A 21766-nucleotide genomic window follows, 5' to 3' on the forward strand; every position below is an offset into this window, starting at 1 on the left:
ATGGAGAGATAGTTATAAAAACATAATATGCTTTAGTAAATAATTGGTGTTATAATTAGTGCATAAGTTGTATTATGAATAGGAGAAATTATTATGAGCACAAATATTGAGGCAATTTTATTTGATTCTGGCCGTGTGTTAAATTATCCTCGGTCTGGCAATTGGTTTATCACACCTAATTTTTTCAAATATGTTGATAAAAATGTATTTGACAGCATTTCAAAGGATAGAAAGAAACTCTCGTTTAAAAAAGCATATAATTATATAAATTCGTGCATGTTAATTAAAACACAAGAAGAAGAATATAGGCATTTCGTTGAATATTATAATATATTTTTTAAAGGATTTCCTGAATTAAATTTAAGTACAGATAATGTGGAAAGTGTTGCTAAAGATTTAGTGTACAACCCCAAAAAGTATGTGTTCTTTGATGAAGTAGTAGGTGTAATTAGTATGCTGAGTAAAAAATATAAATTAGGAGTAGTATCTGATGCATGGCCATCTCTAAATAGTGTATTTGAAGCAGTAAAATTGCGAAAGTACTTTTCTACATTTATTATTTCGTCAATACTAGGAGTTACTAAACCTGATAGTATTATGTATCAAACTGCATTGGATGAATTGGGTGCGCTGCCTCAAAATACAATATTTGTTGATGATAATTTAAAAAACTGTATTGGTGCAAATAAACTTGGTATCCATTCAGTTTTGTTATGTAGGAATAAGCGTGAGTATATTTTAAATAAAGTATTAAGTATAGGAAAAAAATACGATGTTGTAAATAATCTTCAGCAACTAGTTACACTAATTTGAATTTATACCTATGACATATATTCCATAAAGTAAAAGACAAGCTTGATAATACAAGTATTTTGATAAATTGATTTTAAAAATATGATATAATTACCATTGAATAATTCAGAATTTCAAAAGTAATAAAAATAAATATTGAGTACATTTCTGAGAAAGCAAGACGATAATTAATTTTACTGATAGTTTTTTTGATATTAATTGAATTATAAAATATGAAGGAGTTTAAATATGAATGATGATTATATACTGAGAATAATAGAATCTATAGGGAAGTTTGCTGGAAAAGTATTGTTCAACAAACAGAGTAAGGAATTTGAAAATATAAATGTACAATCAATGACTACACAGGATGTGTTACCAATATTATTAAAAAAACTTGTTTTTCAAGGTAAATATAATGAGGCAGAAAATTTGCTATTTGAAGAACTGAAAAAGAATCCTTCAAATGATTTAATTAAAATAGGAAAAGATTTTTATAATATATTACTTTTAAAAAGTGATGAAGATCTTACCAAAGCAAATTTTTCGAGAGAGGAAATATTTCAAGGATTAAATGATATGAAAAAATTTACTGGTGAGCTTATTCAGGTGACTAACAATTCACATCTTGAGTAAGCTCTTTTTGATATATTATAGATACGTTAAATAAATGTGCTAAACGTTGATTTATAATTTACATTTAGGAGTTCTTATAGACTATGATGATATGAAAACCTGCTGCCTCGCAGCTTTTTCCAGACTTCATCACATTGCGAAAGGATTTCATTAGAGAGTGGACCCTTTTCTAAATATGCTAAATTCTGTTTCAAGTGCTCCAAGCGGCTTACTCCAATAATTACACTGCTCACGTAGTTATAAGAAATACACCAGCGCAATGCAAGTTCAAGCAGCTTCATGCCATGGCTTTGTGCAATCTGAGAGAGCTTTCCTATTGCTTGAAAACTGTCATCATTCCAATATCTTTGATAATATCCACCTAAATCGGAAAAACGCGAATTTTCAACAGGATGATCTTTGCTGTGCTTGCCGGAAAGTAACCCACCTGCTATTGGATTATATATAACCAAGCCTACCTTGTTTTGTTTAATACAAGGTACTAGTTCCGACTCTATACCCCTTGTAATCGAGTTGTAAACACTCTCGGTTACACTTGGTGCTATCAAGTTACGTTTGTCGCAGATCCATAAGGCATCCATTAGTTGCCATGCAGCAAAGTTGCTGATTCCAATATAACGAACTTTCCCTGATTTAACAAGAGAAGTCATTGCTTCCATTGTTTCTTCAAATGGTGTTAGTGGGTCAGGTGCATGCATATAATAAATATCTAGATAGTCTGTATTTAATCGTTTTAAGCTATTTTCCACAGATGAAATAATATGTTTTCTGCTGAGTCCTTTGTCGTTTGGCCCTGGACCAGATGGCCCTCCGACCTTACTTGCTAGAATTACATTTTTCCTGCAACCTTTAATACCTTTACCCGTAATTATTTCACTTTGTCCACCGTTATAAATGTCTGCAGTATCTATAAAGTTGACCCCGTTATCCAATGCATGTTTAATAACTTTAATACTATCCTGCTCGTTTAATTGTCCACTAAATGTCATTGTTCCAAGACAAACTCTTGATACATTTAAACCTGTCCCTGCTAAATTTGTATATTCCATATACGAAGCCTCCTAGTATATGTTTAATGTGGTATTTTATTCTTCCTTATAATAGAGATATTAGCAATACGATGATTAGAAATCTAACAATTAGGTTTCTAACATTAATAGTATACTTTACTAAAATTAATGTCAACTCAAATCTATTTAACATCTTATTAAAATAGTAGCCATCGGATAAACAGAGTCCTTGGCATCAGATGGAGTTTTGACCCCACCTGATGTTTAGAAATCGTTATCCAGGGACGTAGATGCTCTTTACTCCCACTTATTGGAGAAGTGGAAGTATTAGAGCAGGTAGTCATCGGATAAAAGTAACTTCCATGTGTTTCATATTTATCCAGCGATAAGTACTAGACGGAATGATTTATATGTTATACATTTATATTATAGAAATATATATTAGAGTATCATATTATTTTTTAACGGCGATAAACCCATTTAATTATTTGAAGTTAGTATTCCCCAATATTAACTTCTTTTTTTATTAAAAAGGGTGGTTAATATACAATTGGTGTCATATTGGAAAACAAAAGGTCAATTTTCACTATATAGTGAATTAATTGGCCTTTTATTTTTTATAAAATTATCGTCGATATTGTCTTGGATGAAGGCGGCTGCTATTATCTCTCAAAATAGGTCTTGGGAAATTATCCAATCTTTGTCTAGAAGTTGAGTTGGTATTTGTTGTTGTTGTAAATGACTCACCATCTGTTCCAATTGTAGAAGGATAAATTACAACATTTTCATTACTTGATTCCATTGCAACAGGATTAACCTTGTTACTTGAAGCATTCAATAAATTACCATTGACCATAGCTGACTGGTATTTTATCGTACCCATATCTGCTAAAGGATATAGTTGATTGCTATCGTTAGAAGGATCTTCACTGATCCATTCTGCTGATGTTCCAATTCCTTGTTCATAGGAAGAATCTAGCGTTGTAGATATAGTTTTAGTTTGCGTTTGGCCACCAGATGTAGTTACAGTAAATGTTAAATTCCATGTTGAATTGGGTGATTTAGATATACTAACATTGATAGTCGAATTAATTGGAACACTAATTATGTTTTGAGCAATATCAGGCAGCTTTTCCCAAAAAACTTCTGCCACAGCTTGTCCATTTTCTACTTCTTCTAAGGTTCCCATTTGAAGAAGATCTGAAGAACTTGCTCCACCTAAACCAATCCACTGTGCAGCTACTGCATTTGGCTTATTTGTTGAAATATTAGGGATTGTCCAACTACCAGAAATACTAGTATAGCTGCTACTTTTAGAAGTAGGTGTATCTATGTATCCTGACCAATTACTAGACTTTTCAGTATTATCAGGAAGGTTTATTGTAGATACACTATTTTTCAGCTGCTGAATTGGTAGCTGCTGCTGAGTTGGCAGCGAATGAACTAAATTCCGTCTGGGAAAATAATTGGATAGAACATATTTATTGTTGGTGGTATTTTGAGGGCTATTTCCAATTATAGTGGAGCCGGTTCCAAATCCAACTAATAGTGTTAATAATATAAGTGGAATTTTTTTGAATATAGTTTTCACTTTTCTTTCCTCCTTCCATAACATCTTAAAGATACATTTATGCTACTAATTTCTCATTTGTATGTGATGGGTATGTGATGAAATAATTACAATAGTATTAATAAAATATAAATTTACTGTAAACTAAAAAATATACTAGCATACTGACTGGTTATTTCTTTGAAAATGCCTTATATAGAAGTAATTAAGACAAATAAATCGTATAAGTTGGCATTTTCCCTAATATCCTTAAAATACAAAAGCTAATCGGTGATTAACTTTAAAAATGCTGTCAATAATATAGAGACAAGTATAAACTTTTATAAAAGTTCACGAAATAAGATGTAGGGAGTTTGAATTGGAGGCAGTGATGGTATGGGATACAATATTATAGATATAATTAATAAGTCAATAAATATTGCAGTTAGAAGAAAAGTTGAATATGAAGATATAGGAAAAAAGTGTAATAAACAGTCCATAAAAATAATGTCAGTTGTTTTAATGAAACAATTGGACAAAAATATTGAATATTATGAGAAGCTAAAAAAAGTAATAAGTGGTATGGAATTTGAAGAAATTGATTTTGTAATATATGATAAAATATCTTTTTTAATAGATGAGTTTAATAGAAAAGTATATAAACCTGATATTAATAACGTTAGAGATTATTTGAAATTTTTCCTTGGCTTAGAGAAAGATGTGTATTCTTTACTTGTTGATGTACAAGGTAGATTCGTAAAAAATACAAGTGATGTAAGTACAAAAACATATACAATATTATCCCATATTATCAATAATAAGGCTAATCATATTTCAACTCTTGAAAAAATGCTAAAATAAAATTTACTAATCTAAATTTTATCCGATTGCTACCATTGCTAACCCACCCATCGCACACAGTGAAAGCGACTATCAAAGTGGGGGATAAGCACTGTTACGCACCTGGATAAGTTCTTCCCCTGAAGGATAACGTATTCTAAGTGCTAAAGGCACTAAGAATACTGTTAATAAGGTTCAGTTGGAGAGAGACATTCTTATAAGCAAACTCCATCTGAGCCTAAGAATCACCTAATGCATTTCAAAGTATATTTATTTAGTAGGAGGATCATCATTGATGATTCTATTTGCTTCTTCCTCCGAAAGGTCATAATTTAAAAACGTTTTATAAAAATTTGTAGTTTCTTTAACTATATCTATATTAGAAAACTTATCAGGGTGTATGATTTTTGCTGCCCATTGTATTTGCAATGCTTCTTCTGCACTGTATCTATCCCAGTAAAAAGCTCCATCTGGATTGAAGTATACTTTTGAATTCTTAACAGCATTTACTTTTTGCCAGGAAGGATCCTTTAATAAATTGTTTATATTTTTTTTACCATTACTTACTTTCATTAATGTATTGCTGCTTAATATTACAATATCTGGATTCCACTTTAATATTTGTTCCATAGATACTTGTTTATTATTTCCTTTTACTTCTGAAGCTGCATTTACTCCACCAGCTGCTTCTATCCAGGAATTAATTATTGTATTGTTTCCATCTACAGTTATCGGTGAAAGTGAAGTTACATGGAGAACTTTAGGTCTTTGTTCCTTAGGTATTTTAGACGTTATGCTGGTTATAGTATTGAGTTTGCCATCTAAATAGGATACATATTCATCTGCTTTTTTCTTTGAGTCTGGTCCTAAAATATCACCTGTAAGTTTAACGCATTTTTTTAAACTATTAAAATCAGTAAAGTTTAATTCTACAGTTGGAATTCCTGAGTCTGATATTTTATTTACATTTTTATCGTTTAAGGGTGTAAACACAATGTCAGGTTTTGCTTTTATAAGTTCTTCTGTATTGACACCGTCTGAAGTAAATGCTGTTACTGCATTTTTCATTTGAGGATTTACTTTGTAGAGCCAGGGCCTTCCCTTTTCTGTGAGAATGGTGGCAACAATTTTATTTCCTTGGCCTAAAATACACAGGACCTCATTATGAGCTTGCCAGGAGTCTCCTATCTTTTTAATGTTTAAAGGCACGTCCACTTTTCGCCCAGCAGTATCGGTAATCGTTTTCGTCTGTTTGCTTTTTTCACTTGTTTTTTTTGATGTATCACCATTATTGCATCCGGTTATTAAAAAAATAATTGCAAAAACAGTAATGAGTATAAATTTTAGTTTCTTCATAAGTTAACACATCCTTCTTAAATTATTTAGCTATAGCTAAGTACCATAAAGATCCATTACAATATGTATTAATTTACAGAGTATATTAAACTTTTAGGGAAAATATGGATTTAATAGTATAATAATGTACTATGTTTATTATAATATAATAATTTTTATTACACAATTGGTTTTAAGATTAAACAGATCTAAATATGACATATCATGCTTAGAACAAAATATAACATATACTTTATATTATATTTTGTTATGTTTTGTTGCAAACTTAATGAGAATAGAATATAATATAAATATGTTAAAATAGTAATAAATGTTATTACGTAACTGGCGAAATAGGAATTGACTGCAGGGAGTGTAATATTAAGTTAAGACAGAGCCGAGCGCCTGGGCGATAAAATGTCTGGGCGTTTTTGCTTTATCCGATGACTACCTGCTCTGATACCAAGAACTCTGTTTATAGAATACTTACATAAATTATGATAGTAATGGGGGATGGTAAGTAATGAAAAACAAAAATGAGGAACATATATCACTACCTGGAAATGAGGCTCTAAAGAGAATAATGGAAAGATGTGATTTAAAATCACGAATAGAAACAGTATCTCTAATTGATGGATTAGGAAGAGTGTGTGCTTATGACATTGCATCTATGAATACACTGCCTAATAGTCTTACTAGTAGGCTAGACGGAATAGCTGTATATTACCATGATTTTGAGAATGGAATACCTGATACTTCTAGTTGGAAAAGAGGAGTACAATATGAGTTTGCAAATACTGGAATTGGCATTAAAAAGGATTATGATACCGTTATCAGAATAGAAGAAGTTGAAATAGACAAATCAGATAACATAAAAATATTAAAGGCACCAACAGTAAAAGGAGAGCTTACTCAGCCTGTAGGACAAAAAATGAGAAAAGGTGATGTACTTGTAAAATCCCATACGTTACTTACACCATCCCACCTTGAAATACTTGCTATGGGGGGAATTGATAAGATTGACGTGTTGCAAAAACCTGTAGTAGCTATTATACCTACAGGTAACGAATTGGTTCCTATAGGAACACCCTTACCCTTGGGCAAAAATGTTGAATCTAATAGTATAATGATGAGAACAAAAGTTGTTCTTTGGGGAGGACAGCCGCTAGTTTATGATATCGTTCCAGATAATCCTAAAAAAATTATAAATACACTTCTTGATGCTTTAAAGAAGGCGGATATTGTAATAATCAATGGAGGATCATCAAAAGGTACTGAGGACTATAATATAAAAATGTTAGGAGAAGTAGGAGAAGTACTAGCTCATGAAGTAGAACATGGACCAGGCAAACATACTTCATTTACCGTGGCTTATGGAAAGCCTGTAATTGGCATCGTAGGGCCACCAATCGGAGCCGAGTACACGGTAGATTGGTATATTATGCCTCTTATCAATAAATATCTTTTTCAACCAACCATAAAGCCGCAAAGGTTACAAGTAGTTCTTACAAAGCCAATTGTATCAAAGCCTCCGTTCGATTTTTATGTACGTATTATTGTAAAATATGAGGACGGGCAGTATAAAGGTACGCCAGTAACTGGTCGTGACAGGCCTGTTGTTGAGGGATTGATTCATGCAAATGCTCATTTATGTATACCAGGAAATGTTGACGGATATGAAGCAGGAGATAGAGTTGAAGTTGAGCTGCGCTGTCCTATCGAACTTATAACAAGAAATTAAATTATTAAATAATAAGTAATAAAAGACAATTTTGTAAGGTGACTAATTATAGTTTAAAAGGAGGACAAGTATATGTTAGAAGAAATGAAACTGGCTAATTCGTCTGAAAAATCTGTATCAAAATCGAAGCAGGAAAGATCAAAAACGACTTATATTATGATAATTATTGCCTTATTACCGATATTTTCTTTTTTCATTTCCTTAGCTATAGGCAGATATCCTATATCAGTATCACAATTCTTTAATGTTATATTATCAAATGTTTCAGGGACGGATAATTCAAAATATGCAACTATTAGCACAGTTTTATTTAACGTCAGGATTCCTAGGATTTTGTCTGCATTACTGGTTGGAGCAGGCTTAGCTATAGCTGGTTCTGCATATCAGGGCTTATTTAAAAATCCAATGGTATCTCCAGATATACTTGGAGCTTCTTCTGGTGCGGGATTTGGTGCGGCATTTGGAATACTTTTATCATTTAACAGCTTTGGTGTACAGATTTCAGCATTTCTATTTGGACTTGCAGCAGTCAGCATAACCTATTTAATAAGTTTAATCATAGGAAGAGGTAATAATGCTACATTAGTACTTGTGCTTACAGGTATGGTTGTTTCAGCTTTATTCTCTTCTTTTATTTCTATAACAAAATATGTGGCTGATCCCTATGACAAACTCCCGGCTATAACTTTCTATTTGATGGGAGGATTATCTTCTGTCACTATGAAAGACATCAAAATATTATCGATACCATTTGTAATAGGAATTATACCGTTAATTTTATTGAGGTGGAAACTTAATGTGCTTTCCTTTGGTGATGAAGAATCAAAATCTTTAGGTGTAGATACTTCAAAGTTAAGAATAGTTATAATACTTTGTTCAACTCTAATTACTGCTGGAGCTGTATCAATCAGTGGAATTATTGGCTGGATAGGACTTGTAATACCCCATATAGCAAGAATGTTTGTGGGACCTAATTTTAAAGCCTTATTGCCTGCTTCCTTGTTGATTGGAGGTACATTCCTCTTATTAGTTGATGACATAGCTAGATGTGCTTTTTCTATGGAGATTCCATTAGGAATTCTTACATCATTAATTGGAGCACCATTTTTTATTTATCTTTTGATTAAAGGAAGGAGAGGATGGATATGAAATTAGTAATGAGAGGGTTAAATATATGGAGATAAAAGAAGTAATAAATAATTATTGGTCAAAAAGAGCTGATGAATTTAGTGAATGCCGTCTTAAAAGATCTTGAAGGTTTTCAGCGTAAAGTGTGGACAGATATAATTAGGGAAGTAGTTCCTGATGGGATGTGGATGTGTTGATTCAAAATGGTATTAATAAAATAACTATTAACACAGAAATTAGTAAGCGTGTATATATGGATGATCAATCTTTAAAAACAGAAAACAGTGAAACAACTTATTGCAAAAGCAAAAATGACTCTGATTCGCAGATGTTTATGGTATGTGCTGCAAAAGATAGATAAAGTAAAATTAAGATTTTAATAAAGTAAGGGGATAGATTACATTATGAAAAAAATTTTTTTTACTGGTGAGAAGGGGATAGGTAAATCTACACTATTAGAAAAAGTTATTAAAAATATAGATTGCTCTATAGGCGGATTTATTCAAGAAAAAGAGTTTACAGAAGGAATGAAAATTTTTAAAGTTATTTCACTTTATAGTATGAATGATAATTATATTATTGGCAGATATGATGTAAAAAAGGAAAAAATGGATATAGATATGGATATATTCAATGTTATATCTAATGATATACTTTTAAAAAGCTTATATAATAGAGATTTAATAGTACTTGATGAATTAGGTTTTATGGAGGAAAATGCACCATTATTCAAAGATACCATTTTTAAAATACTTAATAGTGATAAACCTGTTATAGGAGTATTAAAAGAATGTGATGGAGATTTTGTACAGAAAATAGCAAAGAGAGAAGACGTACAAGTAATTAGAATTAATAAAAATAATAGAAATTTTGTGAAAGGTAAAATTCTTCAGATTTTACGAGAAAATGATGTAAGGCTGAAGAAAAATATAAGTTAAAAAAATCATGGGGGGAAGAAAAAATGAAAAAAATATCTAAAATTTTAATTCTATTACTAATAGTATGTACCTTTGGAGCGTGTGGAAAAAGCACAACTTCTACAAGCACAACTACTGCAGATAGTAATAAAAAAATTACTGTTACTGATGGATTAGGAAGAAAAGTAGAACTATCCAAGCCAGCTGAAAAGATATTAAGTGCATATCCTATAGCAACACAAATATTATGTGCCTTAGGGGAACAAAATAATATTTTGGGTGTAGATGGAAAAATTGTAAAAAACCCATTAGGTTCTTCACCGAAGGCAGGTGCAAGTAAATTAGCTGCTTCTAAAGGCAACAATGAGTTAAATGTAGAACAAGTAGCAGCTGCTAAACCAGATATTGTTTTTATACAGAAAAAGGATAAACAAGTTATACCAAACCTTGAGAAATCTAATATTAAAGTTTTTGTTGTAAATGCGGAGGACCTTGATAAATTAAAATCTACTGTCAAAGATTTAGGAATAGTCACTGGCAAAGAAAAAAAAGCAGATGAATTTATGGATTATTATACAAAAAAGTTAGATTCTATTAATAATAAACTTAAAGGTGTAGATCAAAAAAATAAGCCTAAAGTTTATATGGCAGGAGGAAGTATGTATTTAACCCCAGGAAAGAATATGTTTCAAAATTCATTCATTGAATTAGGCGGCGGAATAAATGTGGCAGGTTCTTTAAGCAAAAGTGCTAAGTGGAGTGAAATATCTGCAGAGCAGTTAATTAGCTGGAATCCTGATATAATAATTCTCACACAATATTCTGGAGTAAAACCTCAGGATGTACTTAATAATGCTGGCTTAAAAGATATAAATGCTGTAAAAAATAAAAAAGTTTATTTGATACCTTCAAAAATGAGTTCATGGGATATGCCTTGTCCACAGACGATTTTAGGAATAATGTGGTTAAGTACAAAAACAAATCCTGAAGTATTTAAAGATACAAACATAACAAAAGAAGTAGATGATTTTTATCAAAAATTTTATGGAACTACTTATACAAAGCTTGGTGGTACTTTAGACTAAAATAGAAACGTCCTAAATGTCATAATTTAATAAAAGGGAGGAGAGGACGGATATGAAGTTAGAAATAAAAAATGTTAGTTGTGGTTATAGTACAAAAGTTGTTGTAAAAGATATATCCATGAGTGTGAGTTCAGGAGAAATATTGTGTTTATTGGGGCCAAATGGTGTAGGCAAAACTACTTTTTTAAGACTATATTGGGTTTTTTAAAGCTTAAAGGTGGAGAAATACTTTTAGACGGAGAAAATATACATAACTGGTCTAGAAAACAGTTGGCTAAAAATATTGGTTATGTACCACAGGCTCATACACCTCCTTTTCCCTACAAGGTTTTTGACGTAGTATTGATGGGCAGAACTGCTCACCTTTCAATGTTTTCTTCTCCTACAAAAGAGGATAAAGATATTGCTGAGGAGGCTATAGATATCTTAAATATATCCTATTTAAAAGAAAAGATATATACGGAAATAAGCGGTGGGGAAAGGCAAATGGTTTTAATTGCTAGAGCACTTGCACAATGTCCTAAAATGCTCATAATGGATGAACCAACTTCTAATTTGGACTTCGGAAATCAAATTAGAGTATTAGATCAAATAAAAAAGCTTTCTAAAAGAGGATTGGCAGTTGTTATGACTTCACATTATCCTAATCATGCATTTATATGCTCTACGAAAGTGGCGTTTATGCAAAGAAACAATGTATTTACAGTAGGTAATGTAGATGAAGTTGTTACAGAGGATATGCTTAAAGAAGCATATGGTATTGATGTAAAGATTATTAGCATACCTAATTCAAATGGAGAAGAGATGAAAGCTTGTGTACCTGTGATCAATTAAAATGCATGATAGAATAATTAAATAAAATTATCAATATATAAATAAATATAAATCAATATAAATTAACTAAAATAATATATATTATATTTTTTAAATATGTTATGTTATGTTTTGTTGCAAATTTAACAAAAATATAATATAATATAAATATGTTATATATGTAATAGTATTTATTACACAACTGGCGATAATAGAATTGACCAGAAATAATGTGATAGTAATTTAAGACAAACAAGAGCGCCTGGACCATATAACGTCTAGGTGCTTTTGTTATATAAAAATACTTATATAAATCATAATAAAAATAGATTGAGACATTGCTACGAGAATGTTTAAATCTCTAAAATATTGAAGATTAAATTTTTTGCATGCAGAAAGGGAGAAGTACACATGTTTGGAGAAGATGTATCCATAAGAAAAACTAATTTTTTAGCTCATATTGTATGTCCTATGCAGCAAATCTTCAGAAGAAACTTTCAAATGAAGCTTAATGAATACAAAAAGTTAACAGGAAAAACATTCAAATGCCATATATCTGTTGGATGTGGTGGAAGCGATAAGTATGATGACATCTGGAAGGCAAAAAGTATAGAAGATTTTCCTGACATTGTGGCTTCTGTTACATTTGGAAGTTTTTTTAGAAAGGATTTCATAGAGAAATTTGTCCATAAGGGATATTTTAAATCAGTAATAGGAAAAAATGTAAATAAGGATTTTGTAAGAGCAGGACTAGAAGATCCTGATGGTAATTATTCAGTTTACTCTGTATTTCCACTTGTAATGCTTGTAGATAAGAACAAATTGAGTAATCTTCCAATGCCGAAAAAATGGAGTGATCTTTTAAAGCCTATATATAAAAATAATATAATTGTTTCAGGGTCACAAAAGGGTATAGGGGAGCTTCTTCCTTTGTACATATATAAAGATTATGGTGAAAAAGGACTTCAAATGTTGGCATCTAACATAAAGGAAGGGTGGCATGCTTCAAAAATGTCTAAAGTAGCAGGAACTTTAAATAATGAAGGGGCTGCAATATATGTGCTTTCATGGTTTTTTGCTAAAATGTGTCCAAGAAAAGAGTATGTTTCTGTAGTTTGGCCTGAAGATGGAGCAATTGCAGAACCTATATATATGCTTGTAAAAAAGTCAAAAATTAATGAACTGAAGGAAATAATAAATTTTATTATAGGGAGTGAATATGGGCAAAAATGCGCTTCATATTATTTTCCTTCGGCAAATGCTGCAATAGATAATAATTTACCCCAGAATGCGTCTTTTAAGTGGTTAGGGTGGGAATATATTAAGCGCAATGACATTTATGAGGTAAAAGAACATGTAAGAGATAAAATTATGCAGTACTACAAATTAAAAAATAGGGTTAAGGAGGGATTTTAAAATGAAAAGTAGGATAAGTAAAAGAGCTATAGTAGTTGTTATGGCTATAGTATTTGTCCTAACTATGTTTTTTGGATGTGGAAATAAAAAAAGTTCTGCAGTCAGTGAAACAGAAAAAGTAAGTATTACAGATATGGCAGAAAGAAACGTTAAAATTCCAGCTGATATAAATAAGGTATTGTCAGTATCTCCTGCGACTACAACAGCAGTGTACATGCTTGCTCCTGAAAAGTTGGTAGGCTGGAATATGAAATTTTCATCAGATAATGCAAAATACATACTCAAAAAGTACCAAAACCTTCCTATGGTAGGTTCTTGGTCTGGAAAAAATGATATCAACTATGAGACATATATATCCATGAAGCCTGATATAGTTATGGACAACTCTGAAAACAATTCTATAACTAATGTGAGGCAGCAAAAACTTGGAAGCATACCTGTGGTAGTTGTACATGATTTGGATACCCAGAATTTTGTCCCATATATTACGTTTATGGGAAAGGTTTTAGGAGCAAAGCAAAAGGCAGATAAATTGATATCTTTTTATAACAATGTAAAGAAAAAAGTAGAGAGTAAAGTTTCAAATATACCAGATGAGCAGAAAGTAAAGGTTTATTATGCTGAAGGACCTAAAGGTCTACAAACTGATTATGACTCAGGGCCATCAGCTTTTAAAACCAATTACGCTAGTTTAAAGAACAATCAACACACTCAACTTATATATCTTTGTGGAGGACTAAATGTTGCAAGAGGCACTGGAATTAATAACACCTCAGAAGTTTCAATAGAAAAGGTACTTCAGTGGAATCCAGATGTTATTATAACAAATAATCCTCAATTTTATAAAAGTGTTTACTCTGACAGCTCCTGGCAAAATATAAAGGCTGTAAAAGAACATAGAATATACTTAACACCTACAAAACCTTTTAATTGGGTTGATAGACCACCAGGAATTAATACAATAATTGGAATACCATGGACAGCTAAAATGTTATATCCTGATAAATTCGAGGATATGGATTTAAATAAACTTACCAAAGAGTTTTATTCAGAATTTTATCATATGAACCTTACTGACAGTGATATTAATGTTTTACTTAATAATCAACAATAAATTTATGAAGGTAGGTGCTTGAAAGTATGAAAAATAAGAGATTTAGAACTAGCGCGTGGGTTTTGGCAGTAGTTATGACACTGTCAACATTTACTGTAGGATGTGGAGAGCAAAAGTCTTCAACAAAAACAACTTCTCAATCTACAAGTAATGTTCAAAATAATAACGGGACACGTAGTGTTACAAATTTAGATGGATCTACTGTAGTTGTTCCTAATAAGGTAAACAAAATAGCTGTAACATTTGGTCCAGCTTATGAAAAAGTAGTTTTATTGGGAGATGAAGATAAAATTGTAGCAGATGGAGATTATCATATTAACGGTTGGCCTTGGTCCAATAAGATATATAAGCGATTGAATCAAGTACATGGAATTCCCAATGTTCATTCTAAATTAAATGTAGAAGAACTTATGAAATATAAGCCAGACGTTGTATTTCATTTTTCAAAACCAGATGAAATACAAAAAATTAATGATGCTAAAATGGTAGGGATACCTTCAGTATCTACAGGAAAGTTAGAAGATACAAAAAATATGGTTACATTTTATGCAAAAGTTCTTGGAAAGAAGGAGGAGAAGATTGCAGAAGAATATTCTAAATATTTTGATGAAAAATTAAAAATGGTAACAGATATTACTTCACAAATTTCAGATAATGAAAAACCTACAGTATATTTTGCTAGCCAAAAGTTATTGTGGACTTCAGGAAAGGGTTCGGATATTCCAGAAGTAATTAATTTGGCAGGCGGTAAATGTGTAAATAAAGATGTAAAAGGAGCCAATCAGGCTCAGGTTGGAATTGAACAGTTAATTCAATGGAATCCTCAATATATATTTGTTGACCATGCAGGTTCTTCAGGAAATGAACCAGCAGAAAGTGTTATAAAGAAAATGATTAATGATGATCGGTATAAAAAGATTTCTGCAGTAGCAAATAATAAAGTTTATATTGTACCTACAGGAGTTTTTTTCTGGGATTCAGGGGTTCAGAAGATATTGATGGTTATGTGGATGGCAAAACAACTTCATCCAGATAAGTTTAAAGATTTAGATATGACGAAAGAAGTTAAACAATTTTATTCAAAATTTTTTAAATATAACCTTACGGATGAAGAAACTAAAAAAATACTAGATCATTTGAATCCTTAATAAAAAGAGAGGGTAATGAATAATGAATAATGTTTTAAAGGAGCTATTTGAATTAGAACCTAGTACTTTATTTCAGAGAGCACAGGAAATAGCTAGGACAAAGAAAAAAGTTTATTGCTCCCCCAATTTAATTAATAGCGTTTGCACTACAAAACCTGCTTGCAGGCATTGTAAATGGCAGAGTTTCAAAACAGTGAATCCTAATTTTTATGGAGAGAGGAGTTTAGAAGAAGTAAAAAATTGTACAAAAAAACTTGTTAAGGCAGGTGTGGATAGGGTGTTTATGCCTTCAGGTTGGATGGGATACAAAGTGCCACAGTATTACTATAGCTATGTACAATCAGTTAAAGAAAATTCTAACATGGAAGTGTATGGGCTTTTTGGAGCTATTGATAAAGAAAGTATTCAAAATTTAAAAAAATCAGGAATGGATGGTTATCTCTGTGGATTAGAATCTCCAAATGAAGAAATATATAAGAAATTTAGACCAGGAGGAGATACTTTAAAGGACCGTTTATATACTTTAAATACAGCTAAAGAACTTGGACTAAAGATATGGAGTGGATTTCTTGTAGGATTTGGAGAAACAGAAGAGGATGATGCAAGAGGATTGGAGATTCTAAAAAAACTAGATGTAGATTCTTTATCTATACTTCCATTTACACCATTTGTTAATACAGATATGATGAAAGATAATCCAGCGAATCCTTTTGAATGGGCAAGAGTAATGGCAGTAGCTAGAAATTATATGGTGAAACCAGATTTATTTTCTGATAATACTGAAGGATTTTATTATGAATACGGAATTCTAGGTGGAAGCAATGGATTTTATATATTACCTAAAATTAAAGTGTAATCAAATTCAATTTTTGTAAAAGCCACAAAATTTGATTATGTTTTGTGGCTTGAGCGAATCGAAGGGAATGGATATAAATATGTTTAAAAAATTAAAAGCAAAAAATCTAATTACAGGATTAGTTATTTTATGCATGATTTTAGTTACAGGTTGTGGAAATAAGAGTTCATCACAAAGTGTAAGTTCAAATAAACAATCACAAAGCACTAAAACTATTGTAGATATGGATGGAAATTCAGTTAAAGTTCCTGTGAAGGTTACTAAAGTGGCAACTTCTTGGCCTGGATTTTGCAATGCACTTTTTACAGTTAGTGGCAGAAATAATAAAATAGTTGCAACTTCTCCTGCTATTAAGAAAAGCTATCCTTGGGCTATTAAATTGTATCCACAACTTAAAAATATATCTTACCCATTTAACGGAGAAACGACTAATATTGAGCAATTAGTAAAGTCTAAGCCAGATGTGGCATTTTTACGTAAAGGAGACAGTATACAAAAAGTTAAAGAAGCAGGTATACCTGTAGTTATGATTGATTATAAGCATAATAGCATAGAAGACATAATAAATAGTGTTGTTATAACAGGTAAAGTGCTTGGAGAAAATGAATATAAAAAAGCAGAACAGTATAAAGATTATTTCAACAAAAATATAAGTAAAGTATCTTCTATAACGTCTAAAATACCTGAAAATGAAAGACCTAAGGTAATTTATCTATCTGTGCAAAATGAAAGCATTTCAGTATGGGGTAAAAACATGCCTCAAAATGAAACTATAAATATGGTAGGAGCAATAAATGAAGCAGCTAATGAGATAGATGGATATAAAGAAGTTTCCATGGAGCAAATGCTTAAGTGGAATCCAGATGAGATAATAGTAGATGGAAATCTTAAAAAAAGTAAAGTAGCAAAGAATCCTTCATGGAACCAATTAAAGGCAGTAAAAGACAATAAAGTATTTGTAAGTCCTAGTGGCATTTTTTCATGGGCAAGACTTGGAACAGAATCAGCACTGCAATTATTATGGATGGCTAAGAACATATATCCCCAAAAATTTCAAGATATTGATATTGCAAAAGAAACAAAATATTTTTACAAAAATTTCTTTGGATATGAATTAAAGGATGATGAAGTTAAAGAAATACTAAATTGTGAAAATCCAATTTAAACGAGTATAAAAAAATATGTTTGAAGGGTAAGTGTTTGAAAAATGAAATTAATTACCGTTTCAGGTCCACCTTCATCTGGGAAGACATCTGTAATTTTAAAAACTATACAGTATTTGAAGTTAAAAAAGGTAAATATAGGTGTAATAAAATTTGATTGTCTTTCTACATTTGATGACATTCTATATAAAAAAGCAGACATTCCAGTTAAAGTGGGACTTTCTGGCAATCTGTGCCCTGATCATTTTTATATAAGTAATATTAATGATTGTGTAAGTTGGGGATGTAAAAACAATCTGGATTTATTAATTAGTGAAAGTGCAGGATTATGTAATAGATGTTCACCCCATATAAAAGGTGTCCTTGCCATATGTGTAATAGATAACCTTTCTGGAATAAATACACCTAAAAAAGTGGGCCCTATGCTAAAATTAGCTGACATTATAGTTATAACTAAAGGAGATATTGTATCTCAAGCAGAAAGAGAGGTATTTTATTTTAAGGTAAAGCAATCTAATCCAAAAGCTTCAATTTTTTGTGTGAATGGTATAACGGGACAGGGAGCTTATGATTTAAGTGAGAGTTTAAAAAGTGCCTCAGAAGTAGATAGCTTAGAAGGAAAAATGTTAAGGTTCACTATGCCCTCTGCACTTTGTCCTTATTGTGTAGGTGAAAGGAAGATAGGCAAGGATTATGAAAAGGGAAATGTAAAAAAAATGAATTTGGGGGATGCCATATAATGAAGGATAAAGTTATATCAATTCCTATAAAAGACTTAATAAAAGAAAATTCATATATAGAAGATTTTTTTATATCAATCGGACTGAAAAATTATAATCATGATTGCACATTAGAGCAAATAGTAGAAACACTTACAGATGAATTTATTGATGACTGCGGACTTGGTAGAGAAGAGATATTAAACCATTTCCAATTGTTTGTTGAGAAAATGGATGAGTTAAAATTAAAATCAGAAAGTCACATTGAATATATAACTATTATTGGAGGACATGATAAGTCGGGCAAAAATGAAAATATAAGTATCATAGTAAAGCCTGGAGAAATCATATCTTTAGTTGGACCCACAGGATCTGGCAAAAGTAGATTATTAGCGGATATTGAATGTATTGCACAGAAGGATACTCAAACGGGTAGGCAGGTACTCATAAATGGGAAAGTACCTGAAATAGATAAAAGATTTTCCATGGACAATAAGCTAGTGGCACAGCTTTCTCAAAATATGAATTTTGTAATGGATTTAACGGTTAAGGAATTCATTACAATGCACGCAGAGAGCAGGATGATAGATAAAATTGAAGATACGGTTAAAGCAATAATTGAATGTGCCAATGAACTTGCCGGTGAAAAGTTTTCTTATGATGTACCTGTTACACAATTGAGCGGAGGTCAATCAAGGTCACTGATGGTTGCGGATACAGCGCTATTAAGTATATCTCCTATAGTTTTAATTGACGAAATAGAAAACGCAGGTATTGATAGAGGAAAAGCAATAGAATTACTAGTGAAAAAAGAAAAAATAGTTTTTATGTCTACCCATGATCCTATATTGGCACTTATGGGAAATAAGAGGATTGTTATAAAAAATGGAGGAATAAATAAAATAATTGAGACTAATTGTGCTGAACGAAAAAATCTTCAGCTGCTTAAAAAGTTTGATACAAAAATGACAAAACTTAGAGGTACAATACGCAGCGGAGAAGTTATTGATTTTGATGTAAGTGAATATTTATGTGATTTATAAATCAAAAACGGGGGAGAAATTATGTGGGAAATATATGATGAGTTAATAAAATTAATACCTAAGGATTTGGTTATAAAGGATTTTGCAGCAGGATTAAACTGGTTTTTAGTGGAATCTGTTGGAACTGGGATGGCAATGACGCCTAAAGAGGGAAATTCTTATTTGCAGATGGCGGGTAATGTGGTTGGAATGAAAGTCTGTGAGGCGGCAAAACTTATAAAATCTTGGAGCAATTATGAAGCAGCTTTAGGTCTAGCAGCAATTAATTCTGTAATTAATACTCCTTATAATGTTGAAAAACTTAGTGGTATTAAGGTGAATGAACAGCCTAAAATTAGTGATTTTGAATATATGAAAGATAAAATAAAAGGTAAAAAAGTAGCCGTTATAGGTCATTTTCCTGATTTGGAGCCTTTAGCTGAGATATGCAAACTTTCTATACTGGAAAGAATTCCTCAAAAGGGAGATTTTCCAGATCCATCTTGTGAGTATCTACTACCTGAGCAGGATTTTGTGTTTATAACAGGAACTACCCTGATAAATAAAACCCTGCCAAGACTTCTTCAGCTTAGTAAAAATGCTTATGTTACTGTAGTAGGACCCAGCACACCTCTTACTAAGTGTTTATATAAATATGGCATAAATATGCTGGCAGGTACTGTAGTCATGGAACGCAATAGAGTATGGAATTTAATTAGGGAAGGTGGATGCAGAGAATTCTTCAATAATGGAGCATTGATGGTTAAGGTACCTAAAGATAAAATAGGACAAAGGAGATGAACTTTATGAATAGCGAAAAGAAAGCTTTGGAATTTGACGAAATAGCCAGTAATGTATTTGCTCCTATTTATTCAGTTATTGCCTCTCAAATAAAGGAAAAAACAAATATAAATGAAGGAATTTGTCTTGATTTAGGTTGTGGTGGTGGTCATCTTGGAATTGAGATGGAAAAAATAAGTGGTATGGTTACTTATTTGCTAGATATATCTCCTTATGCTTTGAAAATTGCTGATAATAGAATTAAAAACAGCAGTCTTGATAATCGAATAAAGACCATTTTAGGAGATGCTCATAATATACCATTTGAAGATGAAACAGTTGACCTTGTAATTAGCAGAGGATCTATATGGTTTTGGGAAGATCAGGTTAAAGTTTTTAAAGAAATATATAGAATACTTACAAAGGGAGGCTGTGCTTATATTGGAGGAGGTTATGGCAATGCAGAATTAAAAAAAGAAGTGTTTAAAAAAATGGAGGAAAGAGAAGAAAATTGGGAGGATACAAGGAAAAGTTTTGTAAAGGACAATTCTCCAGAGAAATTTAATAAAATAGCCAAGGAAGCAAATATACCTTCTTATGAAATTATTGATGATGAGCGCGGATTGTGGATTTTTATAAATAAATGTAATAGGAGGGAGAAATGATGAATTTAATTAGAAAAGAAACAAGTGTTGAAAAAACTGAAGATGAGGTTATGCTGAAAGAATTAAATTTCCTTGGGTATACTTATTGTCCTATGAAACAAACTTTTAGAGAGAATTTTGAAGAGCTTTCAATAAAATATTACGAGGAGACTGGGGATAAGCTTAAATATTATATGCCTTCAGGTTGTGAAAACGATAATATTTATGATGACATGTGGAAAGTAGATAATATAGATGATTTCCCTGATATTGTTGTTTCATGTGGATTTGACCAGTTTTTAAGAAAGGAATTTGTTGATAAGTTTGTAAAAAAAGGATACTTTAAGGCTGTTGAATTTGATAATTTACGTAGTGAATTTTGTACTTCAAATTTTAGAGATCCAGAGGGATGGTATACTATTTATTCTGTATCACCTATAGTTTTATTAATTGATAAAAAGAAATTAGAAAGTCTTCCTATGCCACAAAAATGGAGTGATTTATTAAATCCAATATACAAAGATAATATTATAATAGGGGGATCTTCTGACATCATTCACGAAGATCTATTATTAGATATCTATAAGGAACAAGGAGAATTAGGAATTGAAAAGTTTGCTCGAAATATAAAAAGTGTTTGCCATGCATCAAAAATGGCCAAAATTGCAGGTACTAATAGTATAGAAGGAGCAGCTATTTATGTTATACCTTGGTTCTTTGCAAAGGCTTGTCCTAGAACTGAATTTGTAGAAATAGTATGGCCAGAGGAAGGTGCTATTGTTACGCCAATGTATATGCTTGCAAAAAAAACAAAATTAGAAGATTTAAAAATGATTACTGATTTTATAACTGGATCTTTTTATGGTAAAAAATCAGCTGATAATTATTTTCCAGTACTTAATCCTTGTATAGATAACAAAGTCCCAGAAAACTCTACATTTAAATGGTTAGGATGGGATTATATTAGAGAAAACTCTATAGAAGAACTTAAAATTCACGTGTGCGAGGTATTTAAAAAAAATTGGCCAAATAATCCTTTTTAAAGCATGGAAGTTGGC

21 protein-coding genes, 1 pseudogene and 1 riboswitch are annotated in these 21766 nt (G+C 31.3%); of the genes and pseudogenes, 19 read left to right on the forward strand and 3 right to left on the reverse strand.

The features are described 5' to 3' along the window. Nucleotides 1-93: 93 nt before the first annotated feature. On the forward strand, nt 94-813 hold the full coding sequence (locus WY13_RS06110) for an HAD-IA family hydrolase (protein ID WP_063554815.1): 720 nt from the start codon (nt 94-96) through the stop codon (nt 811-813). A gap of 228 nt (nt 814-1041) precedes the next feature. Then, nucleotides 1042-1428 carry a DUF6483 family protein gene (locus WY13_RS06115; protein ID WP_063554816.1) on the forward strand — a complete coding sequence of 129 codons (387 nt, stop codon included), beginning with the start codon at nt 1042-1044 and terminating at the stop codon, nt 1426-1428. A 74-nt stretch (nt 1429-1502) separates the two neighbouring features. Here the strand turns inward: WY13_RS06115 and WY13_RS06120 are convergent, their stop codons facing one another. Then, nucleotides 1503-2477 (reverse strand): aldo/keto reductase, encoded by a 975-nt coding sequence (locus tag WY13_RS06120; protein ID WP_063554817.1) that lies wholly within the window; start codon nt 2475-2477, stop codon nt 1503-1505. 586 nt (nt 2478-3063) lie between these two features. Beyond that, on the reverse strand, nt 3064-4029 hold the full coding sequence (locus WY13_RS06125; RefSeq protein WP_063554818.1) for a G1 family glutamic endopeptidase: 966 nt from the start codon (nt 4027-4029) through the stop codon (nt 3064-3066). Nucleotides 4030-4383: 354 nt separating this feature from the next. Here WY13_RS06125 and WY13_RS06130 point away from each other — a divergent pair, with 354 nt between their 5' ends. After that, the gene (locus WY13_RS06130; RefSeq protein ID WP_063554819.1) at nt 4384-4848 is read left to right on the forward strand and encodes a hypothetical protein; all 465 of its coding nucleotides are present in this window, start codon (nt 4384-4386) and stop codon (nt 4846-4848) included. 249 nt (nt 4849-5097) lie between these two features. On the opposite strand, the gene WY13_RS06135 is transcribed toward WY13_RS06130, so the two are convergent. Next, nucleotides 5098-6183 carry an ABC transporter substrate-binding protein gene (locus WY13_RS06135; protein ID WP_063554820.1) on the reverse strand — a complete coding sequence of 362 codons (1086 nt, stop codon included), beginning with the start codon at nt 6181-6183 and terminating at the stop codon, nt 5098-5100. A 310-nt stretch (nt 6184-6493) separates the two neighbouring features. Next, a riboswitch (ZMP/ZTP riboswitch) is annotated at nt 6494-6580 on the forward strand. Nucleotides 6581-6685: 105 nt separating this feature from the next. Here WY13_RS06135 and WY13_RS06140 point away from each other — a divergent pair. From WY13_RS06140 to WY13_RS06210, 16 genes and pseudogenes are all read left to right on the forward strand, one after another. After that, the gene (locus WY13_RS06140) at nt 6686-7903 is read left to right on the forward strand and encodes a molybdopterin molybdotransferase MoeA (protein ID WP_063554821.1); all 1218 of its coding nucleotides are present in this window, start codon (nt 6686-6688) and stop codon (nt 7901-7903) included. Between the two features lie 72 nt (nt 7904-7975). Next, nucleotides 7976-9052, forward strand: a complete 1077-nt coding sequence (locus WY13_RS06145) for a FecCD family ABC transporter permease (RefSeq protein WP_156498976.1) — start codon at nt 7976-7978, stop codon at nt 9050-9052. 172 nt (nt 9053-9224) lie between these two features. After that, on the forward strand, nt 9225-9392 hold the full coding sequence (locus tag WY13_RS20885) for a hypothetical protein (protein WP_156498977.1): 168 nt from the start codon (nt 9225-9227) through the stop codon (nt 9390-9392). Between the two features lie 43 nt (nt 9393-9435). Further along, entirely contained in the window at nt 9436-9969 is a 534-nt protein-coding gene (locus tag WY13_RS06150; RefSeq protein WP_063554822.1) for a nucleoside-triphosphatase, read from the forward strand. A gap of 23 nt (nt 9970-9992) precedes the next feature. Beyond that, the gene (locus WY13_RS06155; protein ID WP_063554823.1) at nt 9993-11033 is read left to right on the forward strand and encodes an ABC transporter substrate-binding protein; all 1041 of its coding nucleotides are present in this window, start codon (nt 9993-9995) and stop codon (nt 11031-11033) included. 52 nt (nt 11034-11085) lie between these two features. Continuing rightward, a pseudogene (locus WY13_RS06160) lies at nt 11086-11867 on the forward strand (ABC transporter ATP-binding protein). Between the two features lie 390 nt (nt 11868-12257). Then, nucleotides 12258-13262 (forward strand): ABC transporter substrate-binding protein, encoded by a 1005-nt coding sequence (locus WY13_RS06165; RefSeq protein WP_063554824.1) that lies wholly within the window; start codon nt 12258-12260, stop codon nt 13260-13262. A gap of 1 nt (nt 13263) precedes the next feature. After that, on the forward strand, nt 13264-14376 hold the full coding sequence (locus tag WY13_RS06170; RefSeq protein ID WP_063554825.1) for an ABC transporter substrate-binding protein: 1113 nt from the start codon (nt 13264-13266) through the stop codon (nt 14374-14376). 26 nt (nt 14377-14402) lie between these two features. Beyond that, nucleotides 14403-15524: an ABC transporter substrate-binding protein gene (locus WY13_RS06175; RefSeq protein WP_063554826.1), complete on the forward strand. Its 1122-nt coding sequence runs from the start codon at nt 14403-14405 to the stop codon at nt 15522-15524. A gap of 22 nt (nt 15525-15546) precedes the next feature. Beyond that, the gene (locus tag WY13_RS06180; RefSeq protein WP_063554827.1) at nt 15547-16380 is read left to right on the forward strand and encodes a radical SAM protein; all 834 of its coding nucleotides are present in this window, start codon (nt 15547-15549) and stop codon (nt 16378-16380) included. 49 nt (nt 16381-16429) lie between these two features. Beyond that, complete coding sequence (locus WY13_RS06185; RefSeq protein WP_204377948.1) at nt 16430-17545, forward strand: ABC transporter substrate-binding protein; 1116 nt, start codon at nt 16430-16432, stop codon at nt 17543-17545. A 42-nt stretch (nt 17546-17587) separates the two neighbouring features. Next, entirely contained in the window at nt 17588-18283 is a 696-nt protein-coding gene (locus WY13_RS06190) for a GTP-binding protein (RefSeq protein ID WP_063554829.1), read from the forward strand. Further along, complete coding sequence (locus WY13_RS06195) at nt 18283-19305, forward strand: ATP-binding cassette domain-containing protein (protein ID WP_063554830.1); 1023 nt, start codon at nt 18283-18285, stop codon at nt 19303-19305. Before WY13_RS06190 ends, WY13_RS06195 begins: the two co-directional genes overlap by 1 nt. Nucleotides 19306-19326: 21 nt before the next feature. Continuing rightward, nucleotides 19327-20085 carry a DUF364 domain-containing protein gene (locus WY13_RS06200; protein ID WP_063554831.1) on the forward strand — a complete coding sequence of 253 codons (759 nt, stop codon included), beginning with the start codon at nt 19327-19329 and terminating at the stop codon, nt 20083-20085. 5 nt (nt 20086-20090) lie between these two features. Continuing rightward, a complete protein-coding gene (locus WY13_RS06205; RefSeq protein WP_063554832.1) occupies nt 20091-20729 on the forward strand; it encodes a class I SAM-dependent methyltransferase in 639 nt (212 codons plus the stop codon). Further along, nucleotides 20729-21751: an ABC transporter substrate-binding protein gene (locus WY13_RS06210; protein ID WP_063554833.1), complete on the forward strand. Its 1023-nt coding sequence runs from the start codon at nt 20729-20731 to the stop codon at nt 21749-21751. Before WY13_RS06205 ends, WY13_RS06210 begins: the two co-directional genes overlap by 1 nt. The last annotated feature ends 15 nt before the right edge of the window (nt 21752-21766 follow it).

This window comes from Clostridium ljungdahlii (assembly GCF_001636845.1).
Taxonomy (GTDB): Bacteria; Bacillota; Clostridia; order Clostridiales; family Clostridiaceae; genus Clostridium_B; species Clostridium_B ljungdahlii_A.

What these genes read in the sequence shown, in the direction of transcription:
- WY13_RS06130 (WP_063554819.1), top strand. Translation starts at nt 4,384, where the DNA reads ATGGGATACAATATTATAGATATAATTAATAAGTCAATAAATATTGCA.
- WY13_RS06110 (WP_063554815.1), top strand. Translation starts at nt 94, where the DNA reads ATGAGCACAAATATTGAGGCAATTTTATTTGATTCTGGCCGTGTGTTA.
- WY13_RS06180 (WP_063554827.1), top strand. Translation starts at nt 15,547, where the DNA reads ATGAATAATGTTTTAAAGGAGCTATTTGAATTAGAACCTAGTACTTTA.
- WY13_RS06120 (WP_063554817.1), bottom strand. Translation starts at nt 2,477, where the DNA reads ATGGAATATACAAATTTAGCAGGGACAGGTTTAAATGTATCAAGAGTT.
- WY13_RS06145 (WP_156498976.1), top strand. Translation starts at nt 7,976, where the DNA reads ATGTTAGAAGAAATGAAACTGGCTAATTCGTCTGAAAAATCTGTATCA.
- WY13_RS06200 (WP_063554831.1), top strand. Translation starts at nt 19,327, where the DNA reads ATGTGGGAAATATATGATGAGTTAATAAAATTAATACCTAAGGATTTG.
- WY13_RS06135 (WP_063554820.1), bottom strand. Translation starts at nt 6,183, where the DNA reads ATGAAGAAACTAAAATTTATACTCATTACTGTTTTTGCAATTATTTTT.
- WY13_RS06175 (WP_063554826.1), top strand. Translation starts at nt 14,403, where the DNA reads ATGAAAAATAAGAGATTTAGAACTAGCGCGTGGGTTTTGGCAGTAGTT.
- WY13_RS06155 (WP_063554823.1), top strand. Translation starts at nt 9,993, where the DNA reads ATGAAAAAAATATCTAAAATTTTAATTCTATTACTAATAGTATGTACC.
- WY13_RS06150 (WP_063554822.1), top strand. Translation starts at nt 9,436, where the DNA reads ATGAAAAAAATTTTTTTTACTGGTGAGAAGGGGATAGGTAAATCTACA.
- WY13_RS06170 (WP_063554825.1), top strand. Translation starts at nt 13,264, where the DNA reads ATGAAAAGTAGGATAAGTAAAAGAGCTATAGTAGTTGTTATGGCTATA.
- WY13_RS06195 (WP_063554830.1), top strand. Translation starts at nt 18,283, where the DNA reads ATGAAGGATAAAGTTATATCAATTCCTATAAAAGACTTAATAAAAGAA.
- WY13_RS06190 (WP_063554829.1), top strand. Translation starts at nt 17,588, where the DNA reads ATGAAATTAATTACCGTTTCAGGTCCACCTTCATCTGGGAAGACATCT.
- WY13_RS06210 (WP_063554833.1), top strand. Translation starts at nt 20,729, where the DNA reads ATGAATTTAATTAGAAAAGAAACAAGTGTTGAAAAAACTGAAGATGAG.
- WY13_RS06165 (WP_063554824.1), top strand. Translation starts at nt 12,258, where the DNA reads ATGTTTGGAGAAGATGTATCCATAAGAAAAACTAATTTTTTAGCTCAT.
- WY13_RS06115 (WP_063554816.1), top strand. Translation starts at nt 1,042, where the DNA reads ATGAATGATGATTATATACTGAGAATAATAGAATCTATAGGGAAGTTT.
- WY13_RS06140 (WP_063554821.1), top strand. Translation starts at nt 6,686, where the DNA reads ATGAAAAACAAAAATGAGGAACATATATCACTACCTGGAAATGAGGCT.
- WY13_RS06205 (WP_063554832.1), top strand. Translation starts at nt 20,091, where the DNA reads ATGAATAGCGAAAAGAAAGCTTTGGAATTTGACGAAATAGCCAGTAAT.